This window comes from Pseudomonas arcuscaelestis (assembly GCF_016881005.1).
Classification (GTDB): Bacteria; Pseudomonadota; Gammaproteobacteria; order Pseudomonadales; family Pseudomonadaceae; genus Aquipseudomonas; species Aquipseudomonas arcuscaelestis.
Genome location: NZ_JACOPV010000026.1, coordinates 45221 through 59635, shown reverse-complemented (window position 1 = coordinate 59635; position 14415 = coordinate 45221). Strand labels below are relative to the sequence as shown.

The 14415-nt window shown below is 59.5% G+C and carries 7 protein-coding genes and 1 pseudogene; 1 reads left to right on the top strand and 7 read right to left on the bottom strand.

The window, feature by feature from the left end; all coding sequences use genetic code 11:
• Nucleotides 1-241: 241 nt before the first annotated feature.
• The 6 genes and pseudogenes from H8F21_RS28120 to H8F21_RS28090 all read right to left on the bottom strand — a co-directional run.
• A pseudogene (locus H8F21_RS28120) lies at nucleotides 242-428 on the bottom strand (hypothetical protein); the annotation flags it as partial.
• The gene (locus tag H8F21_RS28115; protein WP_203542877.1) at nucleotides 425-1357 is read right to left on the bottom strand and encodes a hypothetical protein; all 933 of its coding nucleotides are present in this window, start codon (nucleotides 1355-1357) and stop codon (nucleotides 425-427) included. The gene H8F21_RS28115 and the pseudogene H8F21_RS28120, both read right to left, overlap by 4 nt.
• Nucleotides 1354-4614: a toxin VasX gene (locus H8F21_RS28105; RefSeq protein WP_236043255.1), complete on the bottom strand. Its 3261-nt coding sequence runs from the start codon at nucleotides 4612-4614 to the stop codon at nucleotides 1354-1356. Before H8F21_RS28105 ends, H8F21_RS28115 begins: the two co-directional genes overlap by 4 nt.
• Nucleotides 4611-5462 carry a DUF4123 domain-containing protein gene (locus H8F21_RS28100; protein WP_203585743.1) on the bottom strand — a complete coding sequence of 284 codons (852 nt, stop codon included), beginning with the start codon at nucleotides 5460-5462 and terminating at the stop codon, nucleotides 4611-4613. The genes H8F21_RS28105 and H8F21_RS28100 overlap by 4 nt, the downstream gene beginning before the upstream one ends.
• A complete protein-coding gene (locus tag H8F21_RS28095; RefSeq protein ID WP_203585742.1) occupies nucleotides 5459-7528 on the bottom strand; it encodes a type VI secretion system Vgr family protein in 2070 nt (689 codons plus the stop codon). Before H8F21_RS28095 ends, H8F21_RS28100 begins: the two co-directional genes overlap by 4 nt.
• A gap of 172 nt (nucleotides 7529-7700) precedes the next feature.
• Complete coding sequence (locus tag H8F21_RS28090; RefSeq protein ID WP_203585741.1) at nucleotides 7701-9041, bottom strand: MATE family efflux transporter; 1341 nt, start codon at nucleotides 9039-9041, stop codon at nucleotides 7701-7703.
• Nucleotides 9042-9142: 101 nt separating this feature from the next.
• On the opposite strand from H8F21_RS28090, the gene H8F21_RS28085 reads away from it, so the two are divergent.
• On the top strand, nucleotides 9143-14041 hold the full coding sequence (locus tag H8F21_RS28085) for an alpha-2-macroglobulin family protein (RefSeq protein ID WP_203585740.1): 4899 nt from the start codon (nucleotides 9143-9145) through the stop codon (nucleotides 14039-14041).
• Nucleotides 14042-14110: 69 nt separating this feature from the next.
• Here the strand turns inward: H8F21_RS28085 and H8F21_RS28080 are convergent, their stop codons facing one another.
• Nucleotides 14111-14404 carry a hypothetical protein gene (locus H8F21_RS28080; protein WP_133216558.1) on the bottom strand — a complete coding sequence of 98 codons (294 nt, stop codon included), beginning with the start codon at nucleotides 14402-14404 and terminating at the stop codon, nucleotides 14111-14113.
• Nucleotides 14405-14415: the final 11 nt, after the last annotated feature.

Here is a 14415-nt window from a genome sequence, read left to right as displayed (position 1 = left end):
GGATGGCTCGGTTCGCTCAGACGCCAAACGATCGCGATGCTTCGGAGGCGGTATCTCGTTCAATTTCGTAATTAGCACGCTCCGATTTTTTAACTGACTGTTGCACTTGCTCCTTGAGGCCGCCCTTCCTGGAACAGGCCCAGAATCACAAAAAAGATCGCGGGGCCTGTAATGCAAGCTCCCAAGATCAAAGCATCAGGATCATTGAAGACGTAAGCTAATCCAACAAACAACATCACCAATGGCCAAGTCACCATCACCGCAGAACCGACGCTGTAACTGCCAATATCGATGAAAACATCGTTCTTGCGCCATATGTTGCTGAGCACATCGGAAGGTTTTCTCCCGGTGGGAATGGGCAATGGCGCCAAGTAGTCGTCACGCGAAAACAGCCGCTTTTTAGTGGTGCCTGCGGGTGGTGTACTCATGTTTGTTCCCTGTGTTGCGTCTGCGCGAGTAATTCGGCCTCACTCTGGGCGATGGCCGCTTCCAGCTCAGGCGAACGCTTGGCCCATTGTTCGGGAGGTAGTGGTTTCGACCATTCAATGATGGTGGGGTAGGTCAAACTCGGCGGATGAGACAGCTTCAAGTTCTGCAGTTTTTCCGCAAGATAAGTCCCCAGAATCGTAATGCAGAACAAACCCCAGAAAACGCCAAGCAAGTTCCCCTTACAAAGGTCGGTAATGATTGAGCCGATTTGCGTTTCTTCGTAGGGTGCGACGCCTACCCGGCTATCTGGGACTGCGTCCGGTCCAATCTCCATATAACTGCGCATGCACTCCCACAGCGCCATCGCGGTGGTGCCACCGCCACAGTTAAAGCCCAGCGAGTAATGCTTGTTATCCTCCTTGGCGTGCGGATCTGGGTTATCGAAGCCAATGAACAACATGCCCATCGTTGCTCTGCCGGCTTGGCTAACTGACGAATGTTGCGTGGCTGCTGCCGTCACGCTTTCCCAGGGGACAATCCAGTACTCGCCATCTGCTTGCGGTATGCATACTTCACGGCGCTGTCGATTGAAGCGCACGGGTAAAGGTACTTCTCGGAAAAGACCTTGAATCAGAAGTAAGGTAGGAATTCCGATGATAAAAGTGACCATGATCGCAAATATGTGCATATCGTCCTGATCATGCCTGAACAGATATCCCATGAATGCAAACAGTATTGCCATTGACCAAAGCATCATCACCGCCGAACCGATACTGTAATTACCAATATCGAGAAACACGTCGTTCTTGCGCCATATCGTATTGAGTACATCTGCGGGATTTTCACCGGTAGGGATGGGTAGCGGTGCGAGGTAATCGTTGCGCGAAAATAGCCGTTTTTTTGTGGTGCCGGCCGGTGGCGTACTCATTTTTTACCCTTGGGTCGCAGGTAGTAGGCACCCGGTAGGCCGGCTCCAAGCTCATACTGAGGTACACGATCCAGGTCCGGTGTTGGATCATCGCCAAGTGCGACCACGCCGCTGTCACTCAGGGTGAAGGCAACGCCCCGCTCGCCGCCAATAAAGCTTCTGGCGCCGAGCATTGCGGTTAAAGGCGTGCGATACCACAAGCGCAGGGAAACTGTGCCGGGGCGCGAGCCAAGTACGCGTGGTTCTGTGTTGAAAGGGCCACTCAGGCGTAACCCTTGACCTTCGTCGACGGGTATCCAGCAACAGCTGCTGCTGGACAGCCAGTGCGGAATCATATTCCGCCACGGTCGAGGCGGTTGGACACGGCCCGGGCTGTTTTTTATCAAGTAGGTGTAGTACTCGGAATCAACCGGGTCACCGATCAGGCTCAGTCTCAGGTAAGCACTGTTGGGCTCGGCGCCTGGCAAGTCGATCGTGAGGTAATCAATGGAATTTTCTGCGGTCAGCCCCATAGGGCCATATCCAGTGCTGATCGAGCTGCACTGCATACTGATTCGGGGTGTGAATAGTATGCTGTAGAGCTGATTGAGTTCGCTTTGTTGGGCCTTGGCCGGGACAGGATCCAGATTGCCTGCGCGCGATTTTGACCAGCAGCAGGAGGAGAGGAAGTTTTGCAGTGGCGTTTGCTGAAAGAACCAGGTGACAAGGTAAAGCACGCCTAGCATCGCAATGACCCAGTTCAGCGGACCCATGTACATCGAGTAGCGCATGATGGCGACTTCGGCTTCCACTATACCTGCCAAGGTTTTGCCCGTTTGTACTACTCCTAATAATGCTTGGGCCCCGTAGGCCGTTAACTGACCCATTACCACGTTCCGGCGCATTTCCAGCCAGGGATCGACACGCATTTGTGCGCTTTCCAGCTGAATCTGCAGAGATTCGAATTCCCTTAGTGCTGCGTAAGCTGAGAACCCACCAACCACCCCACCAAACAGAGTTAGTATTGGGGCTGCAGTTGAACGAATATTAAACCGATCCTTCTTCAACCCCTCCCGCACCTGAACATCAATCACCGCCGTCAACGCAGCAGCCGTATACAACGTTGCGGAAACGGTGTCGTTGGTTCGCTGGTCACTCATTCCCTCCAATGTTGCTGCTTGGCTCAGATAGTTGTACGCGTTGAGTGAGTTCAGCAGTAAGACGGCAAGAGGTAAGACGCCACCGCTATTGCTCACTAAAGGGGAGTTCGCGATACCTGCCACGCGCCCGGCGCCGATGGCTTTTCCTGTGGTGTTGGCCCAGTGGGTCAGGTCTTCGGCTTGTTTGCCCACCACAGACCAGATCAGTCGGCCGCCTTCGGTCACTTGTTGCAGGCGCGTGTCGCTACCCAGGCGAGCAGTGATGAAAATGCCAATCCATTCACCGCTGAAGGTTATGTTGTCTTTGAGCAACAGCAGCGACGCCGACAGGCGGTTGACCAGCAGGGTCCATGGGTTGTGGGGGTTGCGGCCCATGGCCGCGAGGTCATCCAGCAGAGGTTGGCTCAGGGGCTTCAGTGCCTGACGGGTGGCGGCGATGTTCTCGGCAGACAGCGCGGTCAGCAATTCGTCCATGCGCGGAGAGACGTTGATGCCGACATCGAGCGAGGGCGTCCAGGCGCGGAACAAGTGCGTTAAAGCACCTCCATCGGCTGCCCGCACGTATTCGGCGTATTGTTCGGCGCCCTGGGCACGAATGCATTGTGCAGTCAGGCACCCGCTGGCCAGTTCGGTCAGCCAGTGCCGTGCGTCCAGGTCGTGATAATCGACAAACCAGGTGCCGTTCGCCGAGCGCTTGAGGAACACACCTCGGTCGCTGAACAGGGCTTGATGACGTTGCTCGATCTGTTGGAAGTGCGCGGGGGCGGTGGAGTCGAGCCAGGTGTTCATTGCCTCAAGGTTGATGTATTCGCTCACCTTGGCGCTGAGGAAATCATTGTTGAGGTTGGCCTGCTTTTCGGCGCGATACTCGCGCACAAAGTATTCGGCTTCGTTGTACAGGTCTGCCGGAATGAAGGCCCGTACGGGCCCGACAATAGCGCCAATGCGCGCGTCGCGGTTCCTGGCTTCGGCCTGGGTGGGCTGGCCACCATAGCGGCGGGCCTCGGTTTCAGCCTTCAGCTCTTTATCCAGTCGGTGCTGGCAATCGAGCATGATTTCACCTTGCTCAGGTGTGAGGGTGAAATCGCGCCCCTTGTAGCGATAGTTGAGGCTGCCCGCCAGCTCAGCGCCGTCTTCGCTGACCAGGCTGCGAACAAACCCACCGATGCTCAGGCGCAGGTTGTTGTCAGCCATCCACTGTTCGTGACGAGTTTCGACCCACTCCTGCTCATGGTTGATATCACGCAGCACGCCAAGGTCATCGTCCAGGCAGGCAAATACAGCGAACAAACCATTGGCCTGTGCTTTCGTGTTTTCCAGCCAATCCTGGGTGCCCTGGGCCTCCCACCGTTTGGCACTCCACTCACCCGCGGGCTCATCACTGGCTTCGGGGTGTTGAGCGATGACATTGTCCCGATCACGTAGACGCTGCATCACTGTGGTATACGCCTTGATATTGTCGGTCGTGGGCGCTTTCATCACCGCCTCACCCAGCGCGGCCGTGTTGTCGTCGCCGCGTTGATGGTCAGCCTTCATTGCTCGGGCGTAGGAGGTCGGAATAAGTTCGGCCATGACTTGCTCGGCGTCGGCCAGAGGCGGGCAATGAGGTGCCTGCAGCTCATTGGCCACTGTGCGCAAGGCTATGTGGCGCATGTGTGCGTTGCGCTGGGTACTGTTGCTCAATGCCTTGCAATGCTCTGCGGGGAGGGGGAATTCGGAGTAGAGCATCCAGGCGTCGTGCGTCTTTTTCAGGGGCAGCCCGGCCAGGGTGCCCTGTAAAACGATGGTGCTTTCACACGTCAGTGTCTGCGCGCTGAGCAGTCCATTCGACGCGATGGCGTAGCGCTTGAGCGGGCCTTGGTCTTGCCAGAGGTATAAAAAGCCTTCCCGCAGACGCCGTGCCGCCATGGGACGGCTTCGGGTAGTAACACTGGGCGTGCAGCAAGGATGAGCGGCTTTTTCTTCCGCCAGTGCGTACCTCACCGGCACCACGAAGACCTCAGGCTGACTGGCGGGACAAGGCGTCAGATGGCTGTTGATGTCTTCATGCGGCAGTGCCTTGGCGGCGCGGTCGGCCTGGGCCAATCGGTCCAGCAGTTCCAGTTTGCTCGCGCTCATCCAGTGAACTCCTTATCGGTGAGTAATTGACGATGCAGTTCGGCACTCAGGTTATCGAGGCGCTGCGTCGGCAAAGCCGCTTTGTCGTCGAGAATGTGGCGGTACACGGCTTGACCTGCAGCGTTGGGAAATTCATCACCCAGCACGGCGTGAAAATTGGCCCAGCGCGTGACTTGATCAATTGCGCTGTAGCCGTGACGTTCAGCGTTACGCCGGCACGCCGTTGCCCACTGTTGTTGTGCTGTGGCATCCAGCCCTTGCAGGCGTTGCGCAAAGTAGTGCCGACAATGCTCAAGCAACTGCTCGGTAAGATGCTGCTGCTTGGCGGCGCTGAGCTGATTCAATTGCTCCATGCCAAGCAATAGCCAAGGCTTGTCCGAGTACTGGCCAATGGGCTGTTCGGGGTTTTCCTGGGCGATGCAACCGCCACGCTGAAACGACGCCGGCAGTAAGATGCGGCGGATCGGTCCCATCAGTCGATCACGTTCGCGTGGCTCAAGGTTTGTCAGCCACAGGTGCGCGATACGCGGGTCGTAGTAGCGAAAAAAGACGGTGACATCGCCCTCGATGCGCGCGTGGATCAGGCTGCGCAGATGTTGCAGTAACGCCGCTTCATCCACCTCGGACTCAAGCCAGATACCCGCGGTGGTGCTCCATTCGTGGGTAAAGGTTTCTGCCAGGGGGCTGTCGGCAACTACGGGTACCAACACCGGGCTGGTCTTTATCAGCGCGCTGTACGCAGTACGTTGATACAGCGATTGCACTGCGGTGGTGCATCCGAGTTCAAACAGGCGATCTGGCAAGCTATCGATGAGGGCGCCGTCCAGCAGCAAATAGGCCTGGTTCATGCGTTCAACTCCGCGAGTTTTTCACACACGGCGCAGATCGGGGCGGCTTGTCGCGCGGCGTGTACCAGCGCTGTTTTTTGTGCGGCCAGCGACAGCGCAACCAGCGCTGCGGCGGCCACCGGTAAGACCGAAAGGGCCTGCTGGGACGCAACCCCGACAACCGGCGCGCCCCCTGGAACGATGGGCACGCTGCTGAAGATTCCTCCCGCACTGATAATGATGTGTTGCCCGCCAGCCTTGAGGGTCAGGCTCATTCCGGCATCGATCACCACATTGGTGGCGGTGACGTGCGCCTGTGGACCTGCCTGGATCACCAATGTGCCGTCCGCCACAGTGCTGCTATTGCCGGTGATGGAAATCAGGTCGTTACCGCCGATCACTGTATTGCGCAGGCCCTGGGTGGTATGTAGCTCGTCGCCACCGATCAGGCTGGAGCTGTTGTGATCGACCTGTTCACAGCGGTCATTGTTGATCAGGCTGTGACTGTTCTGGCTTATCTGCTCGTGACGGTCGTTTCCGATCTTGATGTCGCTGTCGTTGAGGATCAGTTGCTCGATGTCGCGCTGCGCGCGCAGGTAGATTTTTTCCTGTCCGGCGCGGTCTTCCAGTAACAACTCGTTGTAGCCACCATTGTGCGGAGAGCTATGGCTGCGCAAGACGGTTTTGGTTTTGTTCGCGGGCAACGGATACGCCACCGGTGTGCACTTGTTGGCCACGCAGCCGGTGATCAACGGCTGGTCGGGATCACCATTGAGAAAGGTCACTACCACTTCCATGCCGATCCGCGGGATGGTCACTGCGCCAAAATTTTCCCCGGCCCAGCTGGATGCTACTCGCAACCAGCAACTGCTCTTGTCGCTGTTAAGCTCCGCGCGGTCCCAATGGAACTCGACTTTGACCCTGCCATGCTCATCGCAGTAGATCTCTTCGCCCACAGGTCCGGTGACGCGTGCGGTGTCGCACACCAACGCTGCTTTACGCGTGACCAGCGGCGGACGATAGAACACGTCCCAGGGGATAGCGCTGAAGTTGTTGCGATAGCCTTGGCTGAAACCGTTCTCCGACGGCCAGTCGCTGGAGGCCGACTCTTCAAGCACCTGCGGCTGCTTGCCTTCATGGCTTACGCTGAGCAGCAGCCACAAGTCGTTGTATTGCTTGCGCGGGTGATCGGTCAGGTCGAAGAAGTAACCGCTGCGCAGGGTGGGCTGATCGCTCTGGCCTTTAACCAGCTGATAATCGCTTCGCTGTCGTTCCAGGGCATGGCGGGCACGTTGTTCGCCGAGTTTTGCCGTCTCGATCAGCGTGGGGTAGCGGTAGTCTTCAAGAGCAGGGGCGGATGTGCTGGAGGACTTGCTTTCGAGCAACAGGTTTGGGCGTTTCAGATCGTAATCGCGGCGGGTGACCTTAGTGGTTCGGGTGTTGAAACCCATGGCAAATTGGCTGACCACCGGATGCTCTGCCACCAGGCCGGTGCCTTGCTGATAGGGGGTTGCATCGAGTTTGGGAAAATAGGTCTGGTGGTCGGTGAACACCAGTTGATGGTCATCCGGGCTGTGCTGGTGGTGCCAGGCGATGCCATCTTCACTGCACAAGCGCTGAATGAAATCGAAGTCACTTTCACCGTACTGAGTACAGTAGACCCGCTGCGGGCTGGTGGTGACATGAAACCTGAAGGTGTCGGCCTGAATCCCGTGCGCCTGGAGCACCTGGGTGACGATCTGCACAACGGTCTGCTGTTGGAAAATCCGCTGGTTATGGCTGAACTGCAAGTAGTGCAGGGCCGGCACCAGCGTCAGGTGATAGCGCGTCAGGCGTTTGCCCGGCTCACCGACCGAGACGTTGTCGATGCGGCCATGGATACCTTCGCCATTGAGGCCAAACGTGAGGAACGCCGGTTGGCCGAGCAGGCTTTCAAGGTTGAAGTCTGGGTACTCGCTGACCAGCTCCACCTGGATCGCGTACAAGCTACTGATTGCCTCAGTCCCGTGAAAGGCCAACACCTTGAAGTCATTGCGAATGGACGGGATCAGTAACGCGAAGTGTGCAGCGTTGGCCGGGGCGAACATACGCTTATCCTTACTCTGAAAAGTGAACGCAGAACGCGATGCCACGGCAGAAAGCCGGGCAAGTTCAAATTTCAGCGCACGCTAACAAGGCGGCCAAGGAATTGATGCAGGGGGCGTCCTAAGAGGACGTATGAATTTTCTTTTGTACACCCAAGGGCTTGCCCCGCGATTTTCAGCGACTAAACCATCCATCCCGGCGCTGCAGGTGCCAACCCATCACCCCCAGGGTTACCCCACGCAGGGCCATGAACAGCAGAAAAGCCAGCCACAAGCCGTGGTTGCCCAGGTCGCTGGCGGCGTAGGCCACCGGCAGTGCCAAGGCCACGCTGAGCAGCATGCCGTTGCGCATCTCACGGGCACGGGTGGCGCCAATAAACAGGCCATCGAGCAGATAGCTCCAGACTGCAACCAGGGGCAGCAGCGCCAGGTACGGCAGGTACTGGTACGCCGTTGTGCGCACGCTTTCGATGTCTGTCTGCAGGTTGATAAACAGGTGCCCGCCCAACAGAAACAGAACCGCAAAGCCGCTGCTGGCCAGCAGCGACCATCCGCAGGCTACGGTCAGTGAACGGCGCAAGGCCTGGCGATTGCCAGCACCGATGGCGTGGCCGCACAAGGCTTCGACTGCATGGGCCAGGCCGTCCAGGGCGTAGGCGGTGAGCAGCAGGCCATTGAGCAGCAGGGCGTTGGCGGCAACGGTGGCTTCACCCAGGCGGGCGCCTTGGACGGTGATCAGGAAGAACACCGCCTGCAACGCCAGGCTGCGGATAAAGATGTCGCGGTTGACCGCAAGCAACGGCCGCCAGCTCTGCCAGCGAGCGAGCAGGGCCCAGGCGATTTTTCCGGGATAGGCGCGCAAGGCCGGGCGGGTCAGGGCCAGGCCGAGCAGGGCAGCGCTCCACTCGGCAATTACCGAGGCGCGGGCCGAACCGAGTACGCCCCAGTCCAATCCCAGCACGAACCATAGGTTCAGGGCGATGTTTAGCAGGTTCGTGGTCAACAGGATCGCCAGCGGCGCCCTGGCGTTCTGAGTACCGAGGAACCAGCCGACCAAGGCGAAGCTCGCCAGTGCGGCGGGCAGGCCCAGCAGGCGAGTGTGAAAGAAGTCCTGGGTGGATTGCTCCAACGCTGCCGACGGCTGCATCAGTTGCAAGGCCAACTGGCTGAAAGGCAGGGCCAGCAAGCCCAGGAGCAGCGCGAACAGCAATGCCAGCAGCAGGCCTTGCACCAGCACCTGGCGCAACGCCGCGCCATCGGCACGCCCGGCAGCCTGGGCGGCAAAGCCGGTGGAGCCCATGCGCAAAAAGCCCATCAAAAACGCCAGAAAGGTGTACAGGCTGGCACCTACCGCTACCGCGCCAAGCTGGTGGGCATGAGGCAGGTGGCCAATCACGGCACTGTCTACCAGCGCCACAAGGGGTACGGAGATGTTCGAGAGAATCATCGGTGCGGCCAGGGCCCAGACCTTGCGGTGGGTCAGGCGGTCGCGCCAGTCGGTCAGCAATTGGGACATGTCGGCTCCAGGCAAGCCGCACATTGTAGCCGCAGCGTACGGTGACGACCTGGTTGATATATAGTTCTCCCCTCAGAACCTGCTGCCAAAGAGTTACTTTCATGCTCAACAAAGGATTGTTGCTGGCCTGTGCGCTGGCCTTGCTCAGTGCCTGCGACTCGTCTGCCCCAGACAAGCCGGCCCCGGCCCCCGCGCCAACCCAGACGCAGGAAGTCGCCAAACCGGCCCGTGAAGATGCCGCAACCCTGGCCAAGCGATATGCCGGTCGCGAGCTGAGCGTGGTGGATGTATCCGAAGTCCAGGTCGATGGCGCCAGTGCGTTGTCCCTGACGTTCTCGGTACCGCTGGATGCGCAGCAGAATTTTGCCGACCGGGTTCATCTGGTCGACACCGTCAAAGGTAAGGTCGATGGCGCCTGGGAGCTCTCCGACAACGCGATGGAGCTGCGCCTGCGTCACCTGGAGCCGCAGCGCAAGCTGGTGCTGACCATCGATGCCGGCCTGCAGGCGGTTAACGGCGAGCGCCTGGCCGCCGAATCGGTAAGTCGCCTGGAAACCCGCGACATGCAGGCAACCATTGGCTTTGCCAGCCGCGGCTCACTGCTGCCGACACGCCTGGCCGAAGGGTTGCCGGTGATTGCCTTGAACGTCGACAAGGTCGATGTCGAATTCTTCCGGGTCAAGCCAGCGTCGCTTTCGCCGTTTCTCAGTGCCTGGGGTCGCAACAGCAGCCTGTATTACTACCAGTCGAAAGAAACCCTGAACATGACCGAGCTGGTCTACAGCGGACGCTTCGACCTGAACCCTGCACGCAACACCCGCGAAACCGTGTTGCTGCCGATTGCTGGAATCAAGCCGCTGCAGGAACCCGGGGTCTACCTTGCGGTCATGCGTGCTTCCGGTACCTATGACTATTCGCAACCGGCAACGCTGTTCACCCTTAGCGATATCGGTGTGTCGGCTCACCGCTATCAGAACCGCATGGACGTGTTTACCCAGGGTCTGGAGGGTGGCAAGGCCCTGAGCGGCGTCAACCTTGAACTGCTCGACGCCGAAGGTCGTGTGGTTGGCCAAGGTAAAACCGATAGCGATGGTCATGCCCAGTTGCCGATGCCGCCTAAGGCGCAAACCCTATTGGCGCATCAAGGCGTGCACACCACGATGCTGCGCCTGAACAGTGCGGCGCTGGATCTGGCCGAGTTCGACATTACCGGCCCGCAAGCCAATCCCCTGCAGTTTTTCGTCTTCGGTCCGCGAGACCTGTACCGCCCCGGTGAAACCGTGTTGCTCAACGGCTTGTTGCGTGACCAGGATGGTCGCCCAATCAAGCCACAGCCGGTGACCGTTGAAGTACGTCGGCCGGATGAACAGATCAGCCGCAAATTCGTATGGGAACCGGGCAGCAACGGCCTGTACCAGTACCAATTGCAGTTGGCCACTGAAGCGCCGACCGGTCGCTGGCAGCTGTTGTTCGATTTGGGGGGCGGCAAGAAACAGATCTATGAATTTCTCGTCGAAGACTTCCTGCCTGAGCGCCTGGCCCTGGAGCTCAAAGGCAGTGATGTTCCTCTGAGTCCTGAGCAAAGCGCTGAAATCGACGTTAATGGTCGGTACCTGTACGGCGCGCCTGCCTCGGGCAACCGCCTGAGCGGCCAGGCCTATGTGCGCCCGCTGCGCGAAGCGGTACCCGCGTTGCCAGGCTATCAGTTCGGCTCGATTACCGAGCAGGAACTGACCCAGGACCTGGAGCTGGAGGAGGTCAATCTCGATGCCAACGGCAAGGCCACACTGAACATCGAGAGCAAATGGTCCGAGGCCCGCTCGCCGCTGCAACTGACAGTACAGGCCAGTTTGCAGGAGTCCGGTGGTCGGCCGATCACCCGGCGCCTGGAACAGCCGATCTGGCCCGCCGAGCGCTTGCCGGGTTTGCGGGGTCTGTTTGACGGAGAAGAAACCGATAGCGACGGTCCAGTGGAATTCGAAGTGCTGGTCGCCGACCGCGACGGTAACAAGTTGGCCGCCAATGGCCTCAAGGTGCGCTTGATCCGCGAGCGCCGCGACTACTATTGGAACTACTCCGACAGTGACGGCTGGAGCTACAACTTCAACGAGAAGTTCCTGACCCAGAGCGAGGAGACGGTCAACGTCAAGGCCGGGTCCACTGCCAAACTCAACTTCCAGGTTGAATGGGGACCTTACCGGGTTGAAGTGGAAGACCCGCAGACCGGCCTGGTTTCCAGTGAGCGATTCTGGGCCGGCTACCGCGCCCAGGACAACGCCGACGGCGGCGCTGTTCGCCCGGATCAGGTCAAGCTTGCTCTGGACAAACCGTCCTATGCGGATGGCGCTACCGCCAACGTCACCGTCACACCTCCAGCTGCCGGTACCGGCTACCTGATGGTTGAGTCGAGCGAAGGTCCGCTGTGGTGGCAAGAGATCGATGTACCGGCTGGAGGCAAAACTTTCGCCATCAACCTGGACCGCAAATGGGCCCGCCATGACCTGTACGTCAGCGCCTTGGTGATACGTCCCGGCGAGCGTAAGGTAAACGCCACGCCGAAACGCGCGGTTGGCGTGCTGCACCTGCCACTGGACCGAGCCGAGCGCAAGCTTGCGGTCACCCTCAGTGCACCGGAAAAAATGCGTCCCAAGCAGCCCTTGAAGGTCAAGGTTCAGGCGCGAAATGCCGATGGCAGTGTGCCTGAGCAGGTACACGTGTTGCTGGCCGCGGTCGACGTGGGCATTCTCAATATCACCGACTACCCGACCCCCGACCCCTTCACTGGCATGTTCGGGCGCAAGGCCTATGGCGCCGACCAGTTGGATATCTACGGTCAGTTGATCGAAGCTGGCCAGGGCCGTCTGGCCAGCCTCGCCTTCGGTGGCGATGCGGCCATGGCCAAGGGTGGCAAGCGACCCAACACCAGCATCACCATCGTTGCCCAGCAAAGTGCGCCGGTAACCCTGGACGCGAACGGCGAAGGCGAGACCAGCGTCGACATCCCCGATTTCAACGGCGAACTGCGCTTGATGGCCCAGGCCTGGACCGATGATCGCTATGGCGTAGCCGAGGGCAAGACGGTGGTTGCCGCGCCGTTGATTGCCGAATTGTCGGCGCCACGTTTCCTGGCGGGGGGCGACAGCACCACCTTGGCATTGGATATGTCGAACTTGTCCGGCCAGGCGCAGAAGCTCACTGTGCGGTTGAGCACGGAAGGCCAATTGGATCTGATGCGCACAGCCGAGCAAACCCTGGACCTGACCCAGGGCAAGCGCGTCACCCTGCGGGTGCCGGTGCAGGCCACCGGCGGCCTGGGCCAGGGCAAGGTCAAGGTCGAAGTGCTGGGCCTGCAACTGCCTGGCGAAAAGGCCACGGCGTTCACCCGTGAATGGACCCTGGGCATTCGCCCGGCTTACCCGGCGATGCTCAAGCACTATCGGGTGGCGCTCAACGAGCAGCCGTGGAGCCTGCCGGAATCCGATCTGGCCGAGTTCGAACCGGCGGGGCTGGAGGCCACACTGGCATTGTCCAGCCGACCTCCGCTGAACCTGGCTGAACAGATCCGCGCCCTGGAAGCCTACCCGTACGGGTGCCTGGAGCAGACCACCAGTGGCCTTTATCCCTCGCTGTACGCCGATGCCGAAACCCTCAAGCGCCTGGGGATCACTGGAGAGCCGGCCGATGTGCGCAAGCGCAAGATCGAAATGGGTATCGAGCATCTGCTCGGGATGCAGCGCTACAACGGCAGCTTTGGCCTGTGGAGTTCGGACAGCGAGGAAGAGTACTGGCTGACCGCGTATGTCACCGACTTCCTGCTGCGTGCTCGCGAGCAAGGCTACGCGGTACCGGCCGATGCGTTGAAGAAGGCCAGCGAGCGTCTGCTGCGTTATCTGCAAGAACGTAACCTGATCGAGGTGAACTACAGCAACAACGCCGAGCACAGTCGCTTTGCTGTGCAGGCTTATGCAGCGTTGGTGCTTGCGCGTACGCAACAGGCCCCCTTGGGTGCATTGCGTAGCGTGTTCGAGAGACGCAGCGATGCACGCTCCGGCTTGCCGTTGGTGCAGTTGGCCATTGCCCTGGAAAAAATGGGTGACAAACCACGTGCCCAGCAAGCGTTGCAGGCGGGCCTGGCGGTTAGCCGCGACAGCAAAGAATGGCTCGCTGACTACGGCAGCCCGGTGCGTGACCAGGCCTTGATTCTGGCTTTGCTGGAAGAAAACAACCTGGCCAGCAACAGCGTGGACCAGCGCTTGTTCCAGCTGTCTGACCAAGTGGCAGCCACCCAGTGGCTGTCGACTCAGGAGCGTAACGCCTTGTTCCTGGCTGGACGCGGTCTGTTGAGCAAGCCTGAAGGCAAGTGGTCGGCACGCCTGGACAGCGCCGGTGAACTGCGCGACCTCGATAGCGCGCAGTCGGGCCTTAAGCTTGAAGGTCCGCTGCTGGCGTCGCCATTGACGGTTCAAAACCAGAGTAACGACACGCTGTACCAGCAATTGACCCTGTCCGGTTATCCACGCCACGCCCCGACGCCGAGCAGCGCCGGAATGAATATTCGTCGTGAGTATCTGGGTATGAATGGCCAGCCTCTGGACATTCGCGCGCTGAAGAGTGGTGATCTGGTGCTGGTACACCTGGCCGTTACCGCTACTTCGCGGGTGCCGGATGCGTTGGTTGTCGACCTGTTGCCTGCCGGCCTGGAGCTGGAAAACCAGAACCTGGCGCAGAGCGCGGCGAGCCTGGAAAATGCCAGCAGCGCGGTCAAGCAATGGCGAGAGTCGATGCAGAATGCCAACCTGGTGCACCAGGAATTTCGCGATGATCGCTATGTGGCGGCGTTGCCGGTGGACAGCTACGCCACTACGCATTTGCTCTATCTGGCGCGGGCGGTAACGCCGGGCACCTACCGTGTGCCTCCACCGCAAGTAGAGTCGATGTACCGCCCTAACCTGCAGTCGGTGGGTGAGTCGGCAGGGGAGATGGTGGTCAGGGGGCGCTGAGTAATCATCCCACTGATTGTGCCGGCGTTGGCTTTGCCAACGCCGGCAGCGACAAGGGCGATACTGCCATCAGTGAATGATCCAGCTCAGTACCCACAGCCCCAGTACCAGCCAGATGATGCCGAGAATGATCGAGGCACGCATGAAGGCACGGATGGCCGAGTACAGCAGCATCAAGCCGATGATCAGGGCGATGATGCTGACCAGCGAGGTGTCCATGCCCAATGTGCGTGCCAGGCCATCGATGAAATTGCCACCGGCGTTGGCCAGCAGGTTGAATAACCCGCTCAAACCATCAACGACAAAGCGGATCAGCGCCCCCAGGGCCTGGCCGAGCCACTCGAAAAAACCTTCTACATGCATAGTTGCTTCCT

What these genes read in the sequence shown, in the direction of transcription:
- H8F21_RS28080 (WP_133216558.1), bottom strand. Translation starts at nt 14,404, where the DNA reads ATGCATGTAGAAGGTTTTTTCGAGTGGCTCGGCCAGGCCCTGGGGGCG.
- H8F21_RS28105 (WP_236043255.1), bottom strand. Translation starts at nt 4,614, where the DNA reads ATGAGCGCGAGCAAACTGGAACTGCTGGACCGATTGGCCCAGGCCGAC.
- H8F21_RS28095 (WP_203585742.1), bottom strand. Translation starts at nt 7,528, where the DNA reads ATGTTCGCCCCGGCCAACGCTGCACACTTCGCGTTACTGATCCCGTCC.
- H8F21_RS28115 (WP_203542877.1), bottom strand. Translation starts at nt 1,357, where the DNA reads ATGAGTACGCCACCGGCCGGCACCACAAAAAAACGGCTATTTTCGCGC.
- H8F21_RS28085 (WP_203585740.1), top strand. Translation starts at nt 9,143, where the DNA reads ATGCTCAACAAAGGATTGTTGCTGGCCTGTGCGCTGGCCTTGCTCAGT.
- H8F21_RS28100 (WP_203585743.1), bottom strand. Translation starts at nt 5,462, where the DNA reads ATGAACCAGGCCTATTTGCTGCTGGACGGCGCCCTCATCGATAGCTTG.
- H8F21_RS28090 (WP_203585741.1), bottom strand. Translation starts at nt 9,041, where the DNA reads ATGTCCCAATTGCTGACCGACTGGCGCGACCGCCTGACCCACCGCAAG.